16 protein-coding genes are annotated in these 18,884 nt (G+C 72.0%); 7 read left to right on the top strand and 9 right to left on the bottom strand.

Going from position 1 to position 18,884, the window contains the following annotated elements:
- Positions 1-135: 135 nt before the first annotated feature.
- From BX283_RS14550 to BX283_RS14570, 5 genes are all read right to left on the bottom strand, one after another.
- Positions 136-1,161, bottom strand: a complete 1,026-nt coding sequence (locus tag BX283_RS14550; protein ID WP_257582800.1) for a LacI family DNA-binding transcriptional regulator — start codon at positions 1,159-1,161, stop codon at positions 136-138.
- Positions 1,158-2,807, bottom strand: a complete 1,650-nt coding sequence (locus BX283_RS14555; protein WP_101388050.1) for a glycoside hydrolase family 13 protein — start codon at positions 2,805-2,807, stop codon at positions 1,158-1,160. Before BX283_RS14555 ends, BX283_RS14550 begins: the two co-directional genes overlap by 4 nt.
- A 343-nt stretch (positions 2,808-3,150) precedes the next feature.
- Entirely contained in the window at positions 3,151-3,987 is an 837-nt protein-coding gene (locus BX283_RS14560) for a sugar ABC transporter permease (protein WP_180357155.1), read from the bottom strand.
- A gap of 2 nt (positions 3,988-3,989) precedes the next feature.
- Positions 3,990-4,997, bottom strand: a complete 1,008-nt coding sequence (locus tag BX283_RS14565) for a carbohydrate ABC transporter permease (RefSeq protein WP_101388052.1) — start codon at positions 4,995-4,997, stop codon at positions 3,990-3,992.
- Between the two features lie 33 nt (positions 4,998-5,030).
- Complete coding sequence (locus tag BX283_RS14570) at positions 5,031-6,305, bottom strand: extracellular solute-binding protein (protein ID WP_101388053.1); 1,275 nt, start codon at positions 6,303-6,305, stop codon at positions 5,031-5,033.
- Between the two features lie 312 nt (positions 6,306-6,617).
- On the opposite strand from BX283_RS14570, the gene BX283_RS14575 reads away from it, so the two are divergent.
- The 7 genes from BX283_RS14575 to BX283_RS14605 all read left to right on the top strand — a co-directional run bounded on the left by BX283_RS14575 (position 6,618) and on the right by BX283_RS14605 (position 16,937).
- The gene (locus BX283_RS14575; RefSeq protein ID WP_101388054.1) at positions 6,618-8,249 is read left to right on the top strand and encodes a glycoside hydrolase family 13 protein; all 1,632 of its coding nucleotides are present in this window, start codon (positions 6,618-6,620) and stop codon (positions 8,247-8,249) included.
- 25 nt (positions 8,250-8,274) lie between these two features.
- A complete protein-coding gene (locus BX283_RS14580) occupies positions 8,275-9,297 on the top strand; it encodes a LacI family DNA-binding transcriptional regulator (protein WP_306822803.1) in 1,023 nt (340 codons plus the stop codon).
- A 155-nt stretch (positions 9,298-9,452) separates the two neighbouring features.
- Positions 9,453-10,385: a phosphatase PAP2 family protein gene (locus BX283_RS14585; RefSeq protein ID WP_180357156.1), complete on the top strand. Its 933-nt coding sequence runs from the start codon at positions 9,453-9,455 to the stop codon at positions 10,383-10,385.
- A 99-nt stretch (positions 10,386-10,484) separates the two neighbouring features.
- Positions 10,485-13,475, top strand: coding sequence for a bifunctional [glutamine synthetase] adenylyltransferase/[glutamine synthetase]-adenylyl-L-tyrosine phosphorylase (locus BX283_RS14590; RefSeq protein ID WP_101388056.1), 2,991 nt, complete (start codon positions 10,485-10,487; stop codon positions 13,473-13,475).
- Between the two features lie 270 nt (positions 13,476-13,745).
- Positions 13,746-14,636 (top strand): alkaline phosphatase family protein, encoded by an 891-nt coding sequence (locus BX283_RS14595; protein WP_101388057.1) that lies wholly within the window; start codon positions 13,746-13,748, stop codon positions 14,634-14,636.
- A gap of 1 nt (position 14,637) precedes the next feature.
- Complete coding sequence (locus BX283_RS14600) at positions 14,638-15,906, top strand: MFS transporter (protein WP_101388058.1); 1,269 nt, start codon at positions 14,638-14,640, stop codon at positions 15,904-15,906.
- A gap of 8 nt (positions 15,907-15,914) precedes the next feature.
- Positions 15,915-16,937 (top strand): PD40 domain-containing protein, encoded by a 1,023-nt coding sequence (locus BX283_RS14605; RefSeq protein ID WP_101392337.1) that lies wholly within the window; start codon positions 15,915-15,917, stop codon positions 16,935-16,937.
- On the opposite strand, the gene BX283_RS14610 is transcribed toward BX283_RS14605, so the two are convergent.
- The 4 genes from BX283_RS14610 to BX283_RS14625 all read right to left on the bottom strand — a co-directional run bounded on the left by BX283_RS14610 (position 16,938) and on the right by BX283_RS14625 (position 18,845).
- Entirely contained in the window at positions 16,938-17,612 is a 675-nt protein-coding gene (locus BX283_RS14610) for a hypothetical protein (protein ID WP_143676427.1), read from the bottom strand.
- On the bottom strand, positions 17,599-17,979 hold the full coding sequence (locus BX283_RS14615) for a hypothetical protein (RefSeq protein ID WP_143676428.1): 381 nt from the start codon (positions 17,977-17,979) through the stop codon (positions 17,599-17,601). The genes BX283_RS14610 and BX283_RS14615 overlap by 14 nt, the downstream gene beginning before the upstream one ends.
- A gap of 40 nt (positions 17,980-18,019) precedes the next feature.
- Positions 18,020-18,379 (bottom strand): 5-carboxymethyl-2-hydroxymuconate Delta-isomerase, encoded by a 360-nt coding sequence (locus tag BX283_RS14620; protein ID WP_101388061.1) that lies wholly within the window; start codon positions 18,377-18,379, stop codon positions 18,020-18,022.
- Positions 18,380-18,500: 121 nt separating this feature from the next.
- Complete coding sequence (locus BX283_RS14625; RefSeq protein WP_101388062.1) at positions 18,501-18,845, bottom strand: VOC family protein; 345 nt, start codon at positions 18,843-18,845, stop codon at positions 18,501-18,503.
- Positions 18,846-18,884: the final 39 nt, after the last annotated feature.

Here is an 18,884-nt window from a genome sequence, read left to right on the forward strand (position 1 = left end):
CAGTCCCGACGCGATCCCCCGGTTCAACCAGAAACAGTCGCAAACAGGCCAGGAGCGGTCGGGACAACGCCATTTCCGCGCGTACGGAGAACACCGACGGACGTCGACCGGTCACTCCCGTACGCACTCCCCCACTCACTCCCGTACGCGCGCGGTGGACCCCCGTACCACCAGCTCCGGCTGGAAGACGAACTCCGTGCGCTGCACCGGGTTCCCCCGGATCTCCTCGAGCAGCGCGCCCACCGCGGCCGTCGCCATCGCCCGCACGGGCTGGCGGACGGTGGTCAGCGGCGGGTCGGTGAACGCGATCAGCCGCGAGTCGTCGAAGCCCACCACCGAGATGTCCTTCGGTACGTCGAGCCCGCGCTCGCGCGCCGCGCGGACCGCGCCGAGCGCCATCATGTCGCTGGCGCACACCACGCCCGTACAGCCCTGGTCGAGCAGCGCGCCCGCCGCCACCTGGCCGCCCTCGACGCTGAAGAGGGTGTGCCCCATGTACGCGGCGGCCTCCTCGCGGCGCAGTCCGAACCGCTCCCCCAGCGCGGCCGCGAACCCCTCGGCCTTGCGGCGCGAGGGCACGTATCGGAGCGGCCCGGCCGCCAGACCGATCCGGGTGTGGCCGAGGTCGGCGAGATGGCCGACCGCCATCGCCATCGCCGCGTGGTCGTCGGGCGAGACGAAGGGCGCGCGGATGCGCTCGTTGTACCCGTTGACCAGCACGAACGGCACCCCGCGCTCGGTGAGCGCCAGATAGCGGGCGGGGTCGGCGGAGGTGTCGGCGTGCAGCCCCGACAGGAACACGATGCCGTTGACCCCGCGCTCCTCCAGCTGCTCGACCAGCTCGTCCTCGGTCGCCCCGCCGGGCAGCTGGGTGCAGAGCACCGGGGTGTACCCGTGCCCGGCGAGCACCTGCTCCACGGCCTGGGCGAAGGCGGGGAAGATGGGGTTGGTGAGCTCCGGGGTGACCAGGCCGACGAGTCCGGCGCTGCGGTGGCGCAGCTGGGCGGGCCGCTCCCAGCCGAGGACGTCCAGGGCCGCGAGCACCCGCTGCCGGGTGGCGTCGGCGACGCCCGGACGCCCGTTGAGCACCCGGCTGACGGTGGCCTCGCTGACGGCCGCCTGCGAGGCGATGTCGGCGAGGCGCGGCCCGGCGTCGGTCACACCGCCCACCACACGGTGGTGTCGGCTTCGAGGACGAACTCGCCGCCGTCCAGGGCGACTTCACGGCCGTCGCTGGCGAGGAGGGGCTTGCCCGGAGCGGGCAGGCGCACCGGTTCGGCGGTGAGGTTGACCGTGCAGACGAACCCCTCGCGGGCGAACGCGAGGACGCCTCGCGGGGCCTCCAGCCAGCTGACGGTATCGCCCGAGCCGAGGCCGGGGTGCTCGCGGCGGGCGGCGAGGGCGGCGCGGTAGAGCTCCAGCGTGGAGTGCGGGTCGCCGGTCTGCGCCTCGACGGAGAGCGCGCCCCACGACGCGGGCTGGGGCAGCCAGCTGCCGCCGCTGCCGAAGCCGTACGAGGGGCCGTCGGCGGTCCACGGAAGGGGGACCCGGCAGCCGTCGCGGAAGCCGTCCTGGCCCTCGGCGCGGAAGAACGACGGATCCTGGCGCACCTCGTCGGGCAGATCGGTGACGTCCGGGAGGCCGAGCTCCTCGCCCTGGTAGAGGTAGGCGGACCCCGGCAGCGCCAGCATCAGCAGGGTCGCGGCGCGCGCCCGGCGCAGCCCGAGCTCGCGGTCGCCCGGGGTGCGCAGCTGGGTGCCGAGGCCGGGCGGGTTGGCGAAACGGGTGGCGTGCCGGGTCACGTCGTGGTTGGAGAGCACCCAGGTCGCGGGGGCGCCGACCGGGCGCATCGCGGCGAGCGAGACGTCGATGACCTCGCGCAGCTCCTCGGCGTCCCAAGGGGCGCCCAGGTACTGGAAGTTGAAGGCCTGGTGCAGCTCGTCGGGGCGTACGTAATGGGCCGTGCGCTCCACGGTGGGCGTCCACGCCTCGGCGACGGCTATGCGCTCGCCGGGGTACTCGTCGAGGATCAGGCGCCAGGAGCGGTAGATCTCGTGGACGCCGTCCTGGTCGAAGAACGGCATGACATCGTTGCCCAGCAGCTTGAGCTGGTCGCTGCCGCCGATGTCGGGCAGCCCGGCCGCCTTGACGAGCCCGTGGGCGACGTCGACGCGGAACCCGTCGACGCCCATGTCCAGCCAGAACCGCAGGATCGAGCGGAACTCGTCGGCGACGGCGGGGTGCTCCCAGTTGAAGTCGGGCTGCTCCGGGGCGAACAGGTGCAGATACCACTCGCCGTCCTCGGTACGGGTCCAGGCGGGCCCGCCGAAGATGGACTCCCAGTCGTTGGGCGGCAGTTCGCCGTCCGCGCCGCGCCCCGGCCGGAAGTGGTACCGGCTCCGCAGCGCCGAGCCAGGCCCCTCCCGCAGGGCGCGCTTGAACCACTCGTGCTGGTCGGAGGAGTGGTTGGGGACGAGGTCGACGATGATGCGCAGCCCGAGCTCGTGGGCGTCCCTGATCAGGGCGTCGGCGTCGTGCAGGGTGCCGAACATCGGGTCGATGGCGCGGTAGTCGGCGACGTCGTAGCCGGCGTCGGCCTGCGGGGAGGCGTAGAAGGGGGAGAGCCAGACGGCGTCGACGCCGAGGTCGCGGAGGTACGGGAGCTTGTGGCGTACGCCGTCGAGGTCCCCCATCCCGTCGCCGTTGGCATCGGCGAAGCTGCGCGGATAGACCTGGTAGATCACGGCGTCCTGCCACCAGTTGGTGCGGGTGGGTGCGGTGGCGGAGGCGGTGAGGTGCGGGGTCATTTCGTCCCTGGGTCGGTGTGGGTGGTGGGTTTTCCTTGACGCGGGTGGGCTGCGCCTGCGCCTGCGGCGGGCCGAGGGTGAGTCCTCCCGGGGGCTACGCCCTCGGACCCCGTTCGTCTGCGGACCGTGGTGGGTTGCTCGCGCAGTTCCCCGCGCCCCTTAAATGCGCCCCTGCGGGGCGCCCCTGTAGGGGCGCGGGGAACTGCGCGACCAGCCCCAGACGGTCCGCAGACAAAAGGCGACCCGGGCGCAGCCCGATCAGCGGGGACCAGGGGGCGCAGCCCACCGCCCGGCCGCCCGCCAGAGGGCTTAAGGGAACGGGCGGGGTGGGGGCATAACCACCTCACCCCTTCGTCGCCCCCGCCGTCATCCCCGCAACCAGATGCTTCTGCGCGAACAGGAAGAACACCGCCGCCGGCACCGCGATCAGCACGGACGCCGCCGTCATCGGCCCCCAGTTCGCCGTGTACTGCGTCACGAACGTCTGAAGGCCGCCCGCCAGCGTCAGGTTCTCGTCGCCCACCATGAACGCCGACGAGTACGCGACCTCGCCCCACGCCGTGATGAAGGAGTAGAACGCCGTCACCGCGAGCCCGGGCTTCGCCAGCGGCAGGATCAGGCGCCAGAACGTGCCGAACGGGTTCAGCCCGTCCACCCGCCCCGACTCGTCGATCTCCACCGGGATCCCGTCGAAGAAGCCCTTCATCATCCAGGCGCAGAACGGGACGGCGATCGTCAGATACGTGATGATCAGGCCCACCGGCTGGTTCAGCAGCCCCAGCTGGCCCATCAGGTTGTAGAGGGGGACGATCAGGATCGCCATCGGGAACATCTGGGTGATCAGCAGCGTCCACATCAGCGGGCGCATACCGGGGAACTTGAAGCGGCTGACCGCGTAACCGGTCGTCGCGGAGATGAAGACGCCGAGCAGCGTCGTCACCCCGGCGATCAGCGCCGAGTTCCCGAACCAGGTGAAGAAGCTCGTCTTGTCCACCAGATAGCGGTAGTTGTCGAGCGTCGTGTCCTTGAAGAAGTCCGTGGTGATCGCGTACTTCGCCGGCTTCAGCGAGGTCAGCAGCACCCACAGGACGGGGAAGACGGCGATGACCGACGCCCCGATCAGCGTGGCGTGCAGACCGACCGAAGCCAGCGGCGACCGCTTACCGCGTTGCGACGACATCGTCACCACACCTCTCCCTGCTTGCGAAGCGACCGCCGGTACACGAAGGCGAAGATCATCAGCACCGCCAGGATCAGCACGCCCCATGTCGCCGACCCCGCGAAGTCCCGCGGGCTCTCCACGAAGGCCTGGCGGAACGCCTGGGTCACCAGGATCTCCGTCGAGTCGCCGGGACCCCCTCGCGTCAGCAGGAAGATCACCGGGAACATGTTGAACGTCCAGATGGTGGAGAGCAGGATCACCGTGGAGGAGACCGCCCGCAGACCGGGGACGGTGATGTAGAGGAAGCGCTTCCAGGGCCCGGCCCCGTCCATCTCCGCCGCCTCGTACAGCTCGCCCGGGATCGACTGGAGCCCGCCGAGCAGCGCCACCATCATGAACGGCACGCCGAGCCAGACGTTGACCGCGATCACCGAGAACTTCGCCCACGTCGGGTCGTCCAGCCACGGCACCGCCGAGATGCCGCCGCCGTCCAGGACCTTGTTCAGCAGTCCGTTGTCGCGGTTGAAGAGGAAGCGCCAGGCGAACACCGAGACGAAGCCGGGCACCGCCCAGGGCAGGATCAGCATCATCCGGTACGCGGCGCGGCCGCGGAACTGCCGGTTGAGCATGTTCGCGAGGACCAGGCCGAGCAGGAACGTGGTGGAGACACAGCACACCGTCCACACCACGGTCCACACCAGCCGCTGCACGAAAATCGGGTCGTTCAGCACGTCCACGTAGTTGTCGAGGCCGACGAACTCGTACGTGGCGTCGATGTGGTTGGCGCCGATCGTGCGGCCGACGTTGCGTTCGTTGGCGTCGGTCAGCGACAGGTAGATGCCGCGGCCGAGCGGCCATCCGATGATCACGCCGAGGACGATCACCACGGGGGCGACCATCGTCCAGGCGTACCAGTGCGTCGAGAGCGCCCGCCGCAGGCGGCCGGGGCGCTCGCCGGTCGCGCGGCCCCGGCCGCGGGCGCCCTCGCCCGCGGCCTTCGCCGTCGACTGGCCGGTGTGGACAGTCATGTCAGTCAGTACCCGTCTCCCGCTGCCGGTCCGTTACTTCCAGTCCTTGAGGATCTTGTGGAAGGCGGTGGCGGAGGCCTTGGCCGCGTCCTCGGGCGAGGAGGCGCCGGTCACGGCCTTGGTGAACTGGAGCTTCAGCGGCTCGAAGAGGGCGCCGTTCTCCGGGATCCAGGCGCGCTCGACGGCCTTGTCGACGGCCGGCTTGAAGAACTGGACCATCTCGTTGGACTTGACGTCCGGCTGGTCGTACGCGGCGGTCCGGGTCGGCAGCAGGCTGAGCGCCTTGGTGGTCTGCACCTGGACGGTCTGCGAGGTCAGGTAGTCCACGAAGGCGTGCGAGGCGTCGCGGTTCTTGGAGCCCGCGTAGACCGCGAGGTCGTGGCCGCCCTGCGGGGCGCCCTGCGCGGCCGAGCCGGCCGGGACCGCGGCGATGCCGAGGTTCGCCTTGTCCTTGAACTCGTCGCCGGCGTAGGCGTCGGCCACGGCCCAGGGGCCGTTGACCATCATGGCGACCTTGCCCGACTTGAAGGCGGTCTCCATGTTGTTCCAGCCGTCGGTCGCGTTGGTGATCGCGGCGCCGGAGGTGACCAGGTCGCGGGCGGCCTTGAAGGCCTTGACCCCGGCCGGGGAGTCGACGGTGACCTTCTTGTTCTTGGCGTCGACGAGGTCGCCGCCCTCGCCGTAGATGAACGGCAGGAACCAGTACGAGTCGTCGCCGCGCAGGTACAGGCCGGTCTTGCCGGTCTTGGACTTGATGGCGGCGGCGGCCGTCTTCACCTCTTCGAGGGTCTTCGGCGGCTCGACGCCCGCGTCCTTGAGCATCTTCTTGTTGTAGAAGAGGCCGAGGGTGTCGATGACCTGCGGGACGGCGTACATCTGGCCGTCGTACCTGCCGCTGGCCGCGGCCTGCTTGAGGAAGGCGGAGTCCACTTCCTTGGCCTTGGCGTCCGGCACCTTGTCCAGGTAGCCGAGCGAGGCGAAGTCGGCGACCCAGCCGACGTCGGCGCGGATGACGTCCGGCGCGTCGGAGCCGCTGCTGAACGCGTTCTTGATCTTGTTCTGGGCGTCGCCGTACGGCACGTTGACGTACTTGACGGTGACCTTGGGGTGCTGCGCGTGGAAGTCCTCGGCGATCTTCTTGAACGTGGCCTTCTCGGTGTCGTTCGAGGTGTCCCACCACGTGACGGTGCCGGAGAGCTCGCCCGAGCTCTTCTTCTCGCCGCTGTCACCACTGTCGCTGTCGCCGCAGGCCGTCGCCGCGAGCGCCAGGGTCGCGACCAGCGCGGTGGCCGCTATGCCACGTCGCATGTGAACTCCTTCAACGGGTGCCGCGCCATCACGGCGCCGGATCGCCAGGAACGTAACAAGGATGAAAGAAGACCGAAAGACCTTGCGAAGAATTTCTGCAAGGCCGGTCGATCGTTACATCCGCGTGTCCACACGGTTGCCGATGCACGCCTTGTCAGGAGGGGCGTACGTACTCCATGGGCACGCCCGGGAGCCCCGCGCCGCCTTTGCAAGCCTTCCGCAAGAGCTTGCAGGACTGTTACCTTCGAGGTGCAGCGGCGTTGATCCCGTAGTCGCAAGACCCCGTGCAGGCCACTGGAGAGGGACCCGTTCATGACGCAGGAGCTGACCACGACCACCGCCGTCACGGGCCGCGGCCGGGGCCGGGGCCCCGGGAGCACCGGCTGGTGGCGCGACGCCGTCATCTACCAGGTGTACGTCCGCTCCTTCGCGGACGGCGACGGCGACGGCATCGGCGACCTGCCCGGCATCCGGGCCCGTCTGCCGCACCTCGCCGAGCTGGGCGCGGACGCCGTCTGGCTCACCCCGTTCTACGCCTCCCCGCAGGCCGACGGCGGCTACGACGTGGCGGACTACCGGGCCGTCGACCCGCTCTTCGGGAACCTCCAGGACGCCGACGACCTGGTCCGCGAGGCCCATCGGCTGGGCCTGCGCGTGATCGTCGACATCGTCCCCAACCACACCTCCGACCAGCACCACTGGTTCCGCGCGGCGCTGGCCGGCGGCCCCGAGCGCGACCGCTACCACTTCCACCCGGGCAGGCGGGCCGCCGTGCCCGCCCAGGGCGGCGCCGCGCCCCCCAACGACTGGGAGTCGGTCTTCGGCGGCCCGGCCTGGACCCGTACCGAGGACGGCGACTGGTATCTGCACCTGTTCGCCCCGGAGCAGCCCGACCTCAACTGGGAACACCCCGAGGTGCGGGCCGAGTTCGAGTCGGTGCTGCGGTTCTGGCTCGACCTCGGCGTCGACGGCTTCCGCATCGACGTGGCCCACGGCATGGTCAAGGCGGCCGGGCTGCCCGACATCGGCGCCCGGGAGCAGGCCAAGCTGATCGGCGCCCAGGAGCTGCCGTTCTTCGACCAGGACGGCGTCCACGAGATCCACCGCTCCTGGCGGCGGCTGCTCGACTCCTACGACGGGGAGCGCATCGCGGTCGCCGAGGCCTGGGCGCCTTCGCCGGAGCGCCTCGCCCTGTACGTACGCCCGGACGAACTGCACCAGGCCTTCAACTTCCAGTTCCTGAACTGCCCGTGGGACGCGGCCGAGATGCGCGCGGTCGTCGACGCCTCGCTGGCCGCGACCCGCTCGGTGGGCGCCCCGACCACCTGGGTGCTCTCCAACCACGACGTGGTGCGCCACCCGACCCGCTACGGCGGTGGCGAGCGGGGTCTGCGCCGGGCCAGGGCCGCGGCCCTGCTGATGCTGGCGCTGCCCGGCTCCGCGTATATCTACCAGGGCGAGGAGCTCGGCCTGCCCGAGGTGACCGATCTGCCCGACGAGGTGCGCCAGGACCCGTCGTTCTTCCGCGCCGAGGGCCAGGACGGCTTCCGCGACGGCTGCCGGGTCCCCATCCCGTGGACCGCCGAGGGGCCCTCGTACGGCTTCGGCAGCGCCGGGAGCTGGCTGCCGCAGCCGAGCTCCTGGCGCGGGCTGTCCGTCGAGGCGCAGACCGGCGACCCGCGCTCGACCCTGGAGCTCTACCGCTCGGCGCTCGCGCTGCGCCGGGAGCTGCCGGGGCTCGGGGACGGGGAGATGGAGTGGCTGGAGGCGCCCGAGGACGTGCTGGCGTTCGCCCGGCCGGGGTTCGTGTGCACGGTCAACACAGGCGCGGACGCGGCCCAACTCACGGTCCCCGGGCGGCCGCTGCTGTCCACCTCGGCGCTGGAGTTCACCGGCGGTAACGTCACGATCCCCGCCGAATCAGCGGTCTGGTGGGCAATCTGACGTGCGACCGGTACAGTCCAATCCCGTGACCGCACGGCTTGCCGACATCGCAGCCCAGGCGGGGGTCAGCGAAGCCACAGTCAGCCGCGTGCTCAACGGCAAGCCCGGTGTGGCCGCGGGCACCCGTGAATCCGTGCTGGCCGCACTCGACGTCCTCGGCTATGAGCGGCCGGTGCGGCTGCGCAGGCGCAGCGCGGGGCTGGTCGGTCTGATAACGCCGGAGCTGGAGAACCCGATCTTCCCGGCGCTCGCCCAGGTCATCGGCCAGTCCCTCACCCGCCAGGGGTACACACCGGTCCTCGCCACCCAGACCCCCGGCGGCTCCACCGAGGACGAGCTCACCGAGATGCTGGTGGACCGGGGCGTCTCGGGCATCATCTTCGTCTCCGGGCTGCACGCCGACACCACGGCCGACATGGACCGCTACGAGCAGCTGCGCGCCCAGGGCGTGCCGTATGTGCTGGTGGACGGCTTCTCGCCGAAGGTGCAGGCGCCCTTCATCTCCCCCGACGACCGGGCCGCGATGCGGCTCGCGGTCACCCACCTCGCGGCGCTCGGCCACACCCGTATCGGCCTCGCGGTGGGCCCCAAGCGGTTCGTCCCCGTCCTGCGCAAGATCGAGGGCTTCACGGCCGCGATGGAGGACTCGCTCGGGTTGACGCCGGGCGAGGCGGAGGCGCTGGTCCAGCACTCGCTGTACACCCTGGAGGGCGGCCAGGCCGCGACCACCGCGCTGATCGCGGCGGGGTGCACGGCGGTGGTGTGCGCCAGCGACATGATGGCGCTGGGCGCGATCCGGGCGGCCCGCCAGGGCGGTCTCGACGTGCCCAAGGACATCTCGGTGGTCGGTTTCGACGACTCGCCCCTCATAGCGTTCACCGATCCCCCGCTGACCACGATCCGCAAGCCGGTGACGGCGATGGGGCAGGCGGCGGTCCGCGCCCTCCTGGAGGAGATCGGCGGCACCCCGGCCCCGCACAGCGAGTTCGTGTTCATGCCCGAGCTGGTGGTTCGCGGTTCAACCGCTTCTGGACCGGCGCCCAAGTAGCACTCCGGTGGGGCGGCTGTCCGCTTCGGCCTAAAATCGAGGGAAGAGTCACCCTCTCCTCCGTGAGGAGTCCTCCACTGGGAGTAGGAATCCGGACCGAACCCGACCGGAGGACGATCTGCGGGGCACAGGTCCATCTGGCAGACTCTCTCGCTATGGGTGAAATGACCGTGAAGACTCTGGAAGGTACGGCGGACACCCCGTCGGCCGCCTCGTCGGCTGCGCCCACACCCGTCAGCGAAGAGCCCGTCGCCGAAACGCCGACGCCGCCGGTCCCGCCACTGGATCCGCCTCCGGCCGATTCCCTCCTCCAGCGGCTGCGCACCCCGCGCCGCCCCCGGCTCTGGTTCGAAATCCTCCTGATCGCGGTGAGTTACTGGACGTACTCACTGATCCGCAACGCCGTCCCCGAGCAGAAGTCGCAGGCGCTCGACAACGCCGACTGGCTCTGGTCGGTCGAGCAGCACCTCGGCATCGCGGTGGAGCGGTCCGTCAACCACAGTGTCAACTCGGTGACATGGCTGATCACCGGCATGAACTACTACTACGCCACGCTCCACTTCGTGGTGACGATCGGCGTCCTGGTGTGGCTCTTCCGCAGCCACCCGGGCCGTTACGCGGCGTCCCGGCTGATCCTCTTCGCCACCACCGGCGTGGCCCTGGTGGGCTACTACTTCTACCCGCTGGCGCCGCCCCGCCTGATGAACGGCGGCGGCTTCGTCGACACCGTCCTGGTCCACCAGACCTGGGGCTCGATGGCCTCGGGCGACCTGAAGAACATGTCGAACCAGTACGCGGCGATGCCGTCCATGCACATCGGCTGGTCGCTGTGGTGCGGCCTGACCGTCTTCGCGCTCGCCAAGGCGCCGTGGGCGCGGATCCTCGGCCTGCTCTACCCGGCGGCGACCCTGGTCGTCATCGTCTCGACGGCCAACCACTTCTGGCTGGACGCGGTGGGCGGCATCATCTGCCTGGCCTTCGGCTTCCTGATCTCGTACGCCTGGTACGGGAAGCTGCCGCACCGGCTGGCACGGCGGGTCGAGAACGCGCCACGCGGCCGCGTGGTCACCGGCACCGCACGCGGGTAGCCGTTCCTCGCCTGCCCGCCCCCGGCCCGCTGCGGATAGGCTCGGACCCGACCTTGATCCGGCGCGGAGCCGGGCGCGGTGGCAGTGGGAGGCGGCGGGATGACGGCGGTGCCGGGGCGCAGGAGCAGCACCTTCACACGGCTGCTGCGGTTCGGTTTCACCGATCCGTCGGCGGCCGAGCGGCTGCTCGACACCCCGGAGCTCGCCTCCGTGCGCACCGATCCGGTGCTCCTGGACGGGCTGGGGGCCACCGCCGACCCCGATCTGGCGCTCGCCGGTCTGGTACGGATCGTGGAGGCGCAGGACCCGGCCGAGCGGCAGGCGCTGCTGGACACCCTCGTCACCGCCAAGCCGCTGCGGGACCGGCTGCTCGGGGTCCTGGGGGCCTCCGAGGCGCTCGGTGACCATCTGGCCCGGCATCCGCGCGACTGGCACGCGCTCGTCACCTACGAGGCCGCGGACCTGCACCCCGGGGTCGCGGAGTTCGAGCGGGGCCTCGCCCGGGCCCAGGACCCGGTGTCGCTGCGGGTCGCCTACCGCAGGTGCCTGCTGGCCATAGCGGCACGTGATGTGTGCGGGACCACCGACGTGGCCGAGACGGCCGCGGAGCTCGCGGATCTCGCCACCGCGACCCTGCGGGCCGCGCTCGCCATCGCCCGGACCGCGTCCCCCGAGGACGCCGCGATATGCCGGCTCGCGGTGATCGCGATGGGCAAGTGCGGCGGCCACGAGCTGAACTACGTCTCCGACGTCGACGTGATCTTCGTCGGGGAGCCGGTGGACGGCGCCGACGAGCGCAAGGCGCTCCAGGCCGCCACCCGGCTCGCCTCGCATCTGATGCGGATCTGCTCGGAGACCACCGTCGAGGGCACCATCTGGCCCGTCGACGCCAATCTGCGCCCCGAGGGCCGCAACGGCCCGCTGGTGCGCACGCTCTCCTCGCACCTCGCGTACTACCAGCGCTGGGCGAAGACCTGGGAGTTCCAGGCGCTGCTGAAGGCGCGGGCGGTGGCCGGGGACCCGGAGCTGGGGGCCGCGTACATCGAGGCGGTCTCCCCGCTGGTGTGGCAGGCCGCCGAGCGCGACAACTTCGTCGCCGACGTGCAGAAGATGCGCCGCCGGGTCGTCGACAACATCCCGGCCGCCCAGGTCGACCGCGAACTGAAGCTGGGGCCCGGCGGGCTGCGGGACGTCGAGTTCGCCGTCCAGCTCCTCCAGCTGGTGCACGGGCGCAGCGACGCGACCCTGCACAGCGGCACCACCCTGGACGCGCTCGGCGCGCTCGCGGCGGGCGGCTATGTGGGGCGCGCGGACGCCGCCCAGCTCGACGAGGCGTACCGCTTCCTGCGCGCGATGGAGCACCGCATCCAGCTGTACCGGCTGCGCCGCACCCATCTCGTCCCCGAGGACGAGGCCGATCTGCGGCGCCTCGGCCGCTCGCTCGGCCTGCGCACCGAGCCGGTCAGCACGCTCAACCGGGAGTGGAAGAAGCACGCCTCGGTGGTGCGGCGGCTGCACGAGAAGCTCTTCTACCGGCCGCTGCTCGACGCGGTCGCCCAGCTCTCCCCCGGCGAGACCCGGCTCAGCCCGCGCGCGGCCGGACAGCGCCTGGAGGCCCTGGGGTACGCGGACCCGGCGGCGGCCCTGCGGCACCTGGAGGCGCTCTCCTCCGGCGTGACCCGCAAGGCCGCCATCCAGCGCACCCTGCTGCCGGTCCTCCTCGGCTGGTTCGCCGACTCGGCCGACCCGGACGCGGGCCTGCTGGGCTTCCGCAAGGTCTCCGACGCGCTCGGCAGGACCCCCTGGTACCTGCGGCTGCTGCGCGACGAGGGCGCGGCGGCCGAGAACCTGGCCCGGGTGCTCTCGGCCGGCCGCCTCGCCCCCGACCTGCTGCTGCGCGCCCCCGAGGCGGTGGCGATCCTGGGCGACCCGGAGGGCCTCAAGCCCCGGCTGCGCGAGCCGCTGGAGCAGGAGGTGCTGGCCGCGGTGGGCCGCGCCGAGTCCGCCGAGGGCGCGGTCGCGGCGGCCCGCGGCGTACGGCGCCGGGAGCTGTTCCGCACCGCCGCGGCCGATCTGATCGGCTCCTACGGTACGGAGGACAGCCCGGCCGAGGAGGACCCCGGGGAGCTGGTCGACCGGGTCGGGAACGCGGTGACGGACCTCAACGCGGCGACGCTGGCGGGTGCGTTGCGGGCGGCCGTGCGGGCGGAGTGGGGCGACACCCTGCCCACCCGGTTCGCGGTCATCGGCATGGGCCGCTTCGGCGGACACGAGCTGAGCTACGGCTCGGACGCGGACGTCCTGTTCGTCCACGAGCCGCGCGAGTTCGTCGACGAGCAGGAGGCGACGCGGACCGCCAACCGGGTCGTCGCGGAGATGCGTCGGCTGCTCCAACTGCCCACCGCCGACCCGCCGTTGCTGATCGACGCGGATCTGCGGCCGGAGGGCAAGAGCGGCCCGATGGTGCGCACGCTGGCCTCGTACGCCGCGTACTACCGCCGCTGGTCCCTGGTGTGGGAGAGCCAGGCGCTGCTGCGCGCCGAGCCGATGGCGGGCGACGAGGAGCTGGGGCGGCGGTTCATCGAGCTGATCGACCCGCTGCGCTACCCGGCCGAGGGGCTCGGGGACGACGCGGTGCGCGAGATCAGACGCCTCAAGGCCCGGATGGAGTCGGAACGGCTGCCGCGCGGCGCCGACCCCACGCTCCACACCAAGCTGGGGCGCGGCGGCCTCTCGGACGTCGAGTGGACGGTCCAGCTGCTCCAGATGCAGAACGCCTGGGCCGAGCCGGGCCTGCGCACCACCCGGACCCGGGACGCGCTCTCCGCCGCCCATGCGGCGGGCCTGATCTCCACCGAGGACGCGGTGATACTGGACGACGCGTGGGTCCTGGCGACACGGGTGCGGAACGGTGTGATGCTGGTACGTGGGCGGGCGGGTGACACGTTCCCGTCCGACGGGCGCGAGCTGGCGGCGGTCGGGCGCTATCTCGGCTACGAGCCGGGCCATGTCGGGGACATGCTCGACGACTACCGCCGGGTTACGCGGCGGGCGCGGGCGGTGGTGGAGCGGTTGTTCTACGGGGCGTAGAGCTTTGGGGGCGACTGCGGGCCGGTGGCGGGCTGGTCGCGCAGTTCCCCGCGCCCCTAAAGGCCTGTGGCTGAGCTGGGTTCTCCGGCTGCGGCGGACTACCCAGGGGCGCGGGGAACTGCGCGACCAGCCACAGACGGCTTGCAGACGAACGACCGACCCCCATTCGTTCCCACTACCTTCACCCGCAAGGATCTTCCCGTCTTCAACAGCCCGCTCTAACCTCTCGGTGCACCGCCCCCCACAATCCCCCTCACCGGAGGTACCGCCGTGTCCGGCTGGTCCATACCCCGCCGCCGTACCCGCACCGCCCTGTTCTCCGCCGTCGGTCTCGCCGCCGCGTCCGCCGGTCTGTGGGCCGGGCTCGGGGGCACGTCCGCCGCCTCGACGACGGCGACCGTGCCCACCCCCGACCACACGGTCGTCGTGGTCTTCGAGAACCACGCGTACAGCCAAGTCATCGGCAGCTCCAGCGCCCCGTACATCAACTCGCTGAAGAGCGGCGGCGCCAACCTCACGCAGTCGTTCGGCGTCACGCACCCGAGCCAGCCCAACTACCTCCAGCTCTTCTCGGGCAGCAACCAGGGCGTCACGGACGACAGCTGCTACACCCCCGGCTTCAGCTCCGCGCCCAACCTGGGCTCCGAGCTGATCGCCGCGGGCAGGACCTGGGGCAGCTACAACGAGACCCTGCCCAGCCAGGGCTCCACCACGTGCAGCAGCGGCAAGTACGCCCGCAAGCACAACCCCTGGTTCGCGTTCAGCAACGTGCCGACCTCCACGGCCAAGACGATGACCCAGTTCCCCACCGACTTCACCACGCTGCCGCAGGTCTCCTTCGTGGTGCCGAACCTGTGCAGCGACATGCACGACTGCTCGGTCTCGACCGGTGACACCTGGCTCAAGAACAACCTGAAGGCGTACGCGGACTGGGCCAAGACCCACAACAGCCTGCTCGTCGTCACCTTCGACGAGGACAACCGGCTCGCGGGCAACAAGATCCCGACCGTCCTCTACGGCCAGCAGGTGATCCCGGGCTCGTCGTCCTCGACGACGTACAACCACTACAACCTGCTGCGCACCATCGAGGACATGTACGGCACCGCGCACGCCGGCCAGGCCGCCAACGCCTCGGACATCACGGGCATCTGGGCTTCCTGACGTGTACGTAGCAGACAGCCGCAGCACTCCCGCGGCCCCCGCCGCCCGGCTCACCACCGGGCGGCGTCCCGCCGTGGCCCCGACCGTCCTGGCCCTGGGAACGGTCAGCCTGATCACCGACGTCTCCTCGGAGATGGTCACCGCCGTCCTGCCGCTCTACCTGGTCACGGGCCTGGGCCTGTCGCCGCTCGGCTTCGGCCTGCTCGACGGCGTCTACAACGGCTTCAGCGCGCTCGTCCGGCTGGCCGGCGGGCATCTGGCCGACCGGGGCGGGCGCCACAAGGCCGTCGCGGTCTTCGGCTACGGCCTGTCGGCGGTGTGCAAACCGCTGCTCCTGGTGGCGGGTTCGCTGCCGGTGATCGGCGCGGTGCTCGCGGCCGACCGGACGGGCAAGGGGCTGCGCACGGCGCCGCGCGACGCGATGATCTCGCTGGCCGCGGCGCCCGAGGCGCGCGGGCGGGCGTTCGGCGTGCACCGCGCGATGGACACGGCGGGCGCGCTGCTCGGGCCGCTGGTCGCGTTCCTGATCCTCCGTCGGGCGGTGGACGGGTACGACGCCGTCTTCACGGTCAGCTTCTGCGTGGCGGCGGTCGGCGTGCTCGTCCTGGTGCTGTTCGTACCCGGGCGCACGGCCCCCGAGCGGGCCCCGGACGCGCCGCGCGCCTCGCTCAAGGCGGCGCTGGCCCTGCTCGGCGAGCGCGAGGTGCGCCGACTCGCCCTCTGCGCCCTGCTGTTGGGCCTGGCCACGGTCAGCGACTCCTTCGTCTACCTGCTGCTCCAGCGCCGCATGGACGTGCCCGACCGCTGGTTCGCGCTGCTGCCGCTCGGCACCGCGGCCGCGTTCCTGCTGCTCGCCGTGCCGCTGGGCCGCCTCGCCGACCGGGTGGGCCGCTGGCGGGTCTTCCTCGGCGGCCACGCGGCCCTGCTGTGCGCGTACGCCCTGCTGCTGCCGGGCTGGCGCGGCGCTGCGCTGCCGTACGTCGTGCTAGCCCTGCACGGCCTGTTCTACGCGGCGACCGACGGCGTCCTGATGGCCGCGGCGGCGGGCGCCGTCCCGGCTGAACTGCGCTCCAGCGGGCTCGCGTTGATCCAGACCGGCCAGGCGTCGGCCCGCTTCGTCTGCTCGATCGCCTTCGGCGCGGCGTGGACCGCGTGGGGCGACCGCACGGCGCTGGCCACGGCGGCCGTGGCGCTCGCGGTGTGCGCCACGGGGGCGGTGCTGCTGCGCCCGGCGGAAGCGTCCGAGCTCGACGGGGGAGGGCCCGCATGACCGTCCGTATGACCCTGCGCAACAAGCTGATCGTCCTGGCGACGGCCCTGGTCGTCCTCGCGGGCGTGGCCACCGCGGCCGTACTGCACGCGGCGGGCCGCGAGGACCGCAAGAACCAGGTGCAGGCGGACGGGCCGCCGGTGCGGGGCGGCGAGGTCTCGCTCGCCCCGGACTCGGGCCGCCGGATCGTCTTCCGCAACATGGCGTGGGGCCCGCACCGCGACGAGCTCGCCACGGTCCCGGCCGCCGATCCGTCGGGGCCGCGCACCGCCTCCGGCGTCAAGTGCCTGCGCTTCTACGCGGCCGCCGGGACCGGGGTGTGCCTGCGGGCCGAGCGGGGCGCGGTGCAGGACGGCTACCGGGCGGTGATCCTGGACGCGCGGCTGAAGGAGCGCGCCCACTACAGCCTGCCGGGCATCCCGACCCGGGCGCGGGTCTCCCCGTCCGGCCAGCTGGCGGCCTGGACGGTCTTCGTGGGCGGCGACTCGTACGCGGGCACCAACTTCTCCACCCGCACGGCGATCCTGGACACCCGTACGGGCAAGCTGACCAAGACCCTGGAGGACTTCACGATCGAGCGCGACGGGCACCCGTACCACGCCTCCGACGTGAACTTCTGGGGTGTCACCTTCGCCGACGACGAGCACTTCTACGCGACGATGGCGACGGGGAAGAAGACGTACCTGGTCCGCGGCGACCTCCCGGCCCGCAAGGTGACGACGCTGCGCACCAACCTGGAGTGCCCGTCCCTCTCCCCCGACGGCACCCGCCTCGCCTTCAAGAAGCGCGTGCCCGGCCTCCCGGCGGACGCGCCCTGGCGCCTGTACGTCCTGGACCTCGCCACGATGCGCGAGACGGCCCTGGCGGAGCCGCGCAGCGTGGACGACCAGCTGGTGTGGCAGGACGACAGGACGGTCGCGTACTCCCTGCCGGGCGACTACGGGGCCGACCTGTACACCCTCCCGGCGGACGGGACGGGGAGCCCGCGCAAGCTGCTCACGGCGGGGCTGGCTCCGGCGTATCTGGGCTGATCAGCCGCCCGCGCCCGGCTCACCGGGCGGCCCCGGCACGGCCCTGCGCACCTCCCGGACGAAGGGCTCGACGCCCCGCTCGCGCAGCGCGGCGAGCCAGGTCTCGCGGGCGGCGGCGACGTCGGGGGCGGCGGGTCCGTACGTGCTGTTGCGCACCGCCGTCAGCAGCAGCGCGACCGCCCCGACCAGGATGGCGGCGACGGTGATCGCGCCGAACACCCAGCCCGTACTGATGAGGGTACGGACGAAGTCGCTGTCGCCGTTGACGAGCCGCAGCCCGTAGCCGACGCCGAGGAATCCGACAGCGGCGGTTCCGGCGAGGACGGGGGCGAGGACCATGACCACGGCGGGGGCGCCGGCCTCGGCGGCCTCGTCACCGGCTTCGGTGGGCCGACCCGCCTCGCGCCGCCGGACGTACTCCAGGTACTCGGGCGCGGCGGCGGAACTGATGAGGCTCGCCGCGTTGACCGCCATGGTGCGGACCTGCCCGGGGGTGAGCGGCTCGTCCGGCCCGGCGGGGTGGTCCCGCAGGACGTCGTCGACGAGCCGCTCGTAGTCGGGCCGGTCCTCGGCGAGGAGGTGCGAGGCGTACGCGGCGGTGGACGTCTCCCCGAAGGGGCGGCTCCTGGCCAGCGAGGCGATGACCTGCTTCATGAACGTGTCAGTTCCGCTCACCGGTCGCTCCCTCCACTTCCGCGGGTGCGGCGGGCCCGGCCGCGGGCTCCGCCGCCGACGGCTCCCCCGCCGCCTGGAGTTCGGCCAGCTTGCGGCCGGCCAGCTGCTCCAGCACCTTGGGCGCCGCGATGCCCACCGCCATCACGCCCACCGGGCCGCCCGCCTGCCCCGACGCGCCGAACCCGGCCGCCAGGCCGACCCCGAGCGCGAGGCGCAGGGCGAGGGCCGTGAGGTAGGCGCCGAGGGGGAGTTCACCGCGTACGCGCCACGGCAGGTTCCGCACCCGGGCGATGTCGCCGCGCAGCTGGTGGGCCTCCAGGGCACCGGCCCCGAGCAGCCCCCAGACGCACGCCATCCATACGGACACGGGCCAAGGATGGCAGCGGCGCCGGGGGCGCGGGAAGGGGTCAGTCCTTGTGGAAGCGGTACGACTCGCGCTCCATCTCGCGGACCTCGACCATGACGTGCAGTCGGCGGCCCTGCGGCGCCGTCACGTGCTTGAGGGTGAGGTCGCGGACCGTCTCGGCGAGCCGTTCGCGGGCCTCCTGGGTGCGCCCGGTGAGGATCGACAGCTGGACGAAGACGGCGTCGATGTCGTCCTCGCCCTCGCCGAAGTACGACTCCTCTATCCGCCGGAAGCGGCTCTTGAAGGCCGCGGCCGGGGCGTCGACGATGCCCGGCGCGGCGGCGTGGACGTCGCGCGCGAAGGCCTGGCGGTCGAAGGTCTCGGCGAGACGTTCCGAGTACTCGACATGGACGAACGGCATGCTCAATCCTCTGGTCGCACGGCGGGACCGGCTGGCTCCCAGCAGCCGCAACCGGCCGCAGCCGGGCGGTATTCCCGGCGCCGGCCGCCCCACGCGCGCGGCGGGCCTCCCGCCTCGTACCTCAGGACGGCTGGATCAGCCCGATGACGTTGCCGTCGGCGTCCTTCACCGACGCCGTCAGCCGCCCGCCGCCGACGTCCTGGACGTCCTGGAGCGTCTGCGCACCCGCGTCGACCAGCGTCTTCACGGTCTTCTTGATGTCGTCGACATGCCAGTACGGCACCGGCCCGGTCATCCCCTTGCCGTGGCCGTTGGGGTCGAGGCCCACTTCCTGGCCCGCCGCGTCGAACTGCACGTAGTACGGCTCGTCCATCACGGGATCGGTGGCAAGAAGCCCGGCGAAGACCGCCTTCGCCCGGGCGAGGTCCTTGACGGGATAGATGATCGTCTTGAGGCCTTGGGTCATGGAGATGCTCCTCGCGGTGCGTCGGCGCGGGGGCAGCCC

It is taken from the genome of Streptomyces sp. TLI_146, from assembly GCF_002846415.1.
Taxonomy (GTDB): domain Bacteria; phylum Actinomycetota; class Actinomycetes; order Streptomycetales; family Streptomycetaceae; genus Streptomyces.

What these genes read in the sequence shown, in the direction of transcription:
- BX283_RS14555 (WP_101388050.1), bottom strand. Translation starts at nt 2,807, where the DNA reads ATGACCCCGCACCTCACCGCCTCCGCCACCGCACCCACCCGCACCAAC.
- BX283_RS14560 (WP_180357155.1), bottom strand. Translation starts at nt 3,987, where the DNA reads ATGTCGTCGCAACGCGGTAAGCGGTCGCCGCTGGCTTCGGTCGGTCTG.
- BX283_RS14565 (WP_101388052.1), bottom strand. Translation starts at nt 4,997, where the DNA reads ATGACTGTCCACACCGGCCAGTCGACGGCGAAGGCCGCGGGCGAGGGC.
- BX283_RS14570 (WP_101388053.1), bottom strand. Translation starts at nt 6,305, where the DNA reads ATGCGACGTGGCATAGCGGCCACCGCGCTGGTCGCGACCCTGGCGCTC.
- BX283_RS14575 (WP_101388054.1), top strand. Translation starts at nt 6,618, where the DNA reads ATGACGCAGGAGCTGACCACGACCACCGCCGTCACGGGCCGCGGCCGG.
- BX283_RS14585 (WP_180357156.1), top strand. Translation starts at nt 9,453, where the DNA reads ATGGGTGAAATGACCGTGAAGACTCTGGAAGGTACGGCGGACACCCCG.
- BX283_RS14590 (WP_101388056.1), top strand. Translation starts at nt 10,485, where the DNA reads ATGACGGCGGTGCCGGGGCGCAGGAGCAGCACCTTCACACGGCTGCTG.
- BX283_RS14605 (WP_101392337.1), top strand. Translation starts at nt 15,915, where the DNA reads ATGACCCTGCGCAACAAGCTGATCGTCCTGGCGACGGCCCTGGTCGTC.
- BX283_RS14620 (WP_101388061.1), bottom strand. Translation starts at nt 18,379, where the DNA reads ATGCCGTTCGTCCATGTCGAGTACTCGGAACGTCTCGCCGAGACCTTC.
- BX283_RS14625 (WP_101388062.1), bottom strand. Translation starts at nt 18,845, where the DNA reads ATGACCCAAGGCCTCAAGACGATCATCTATCCCGTCAAGGACCTCGCC.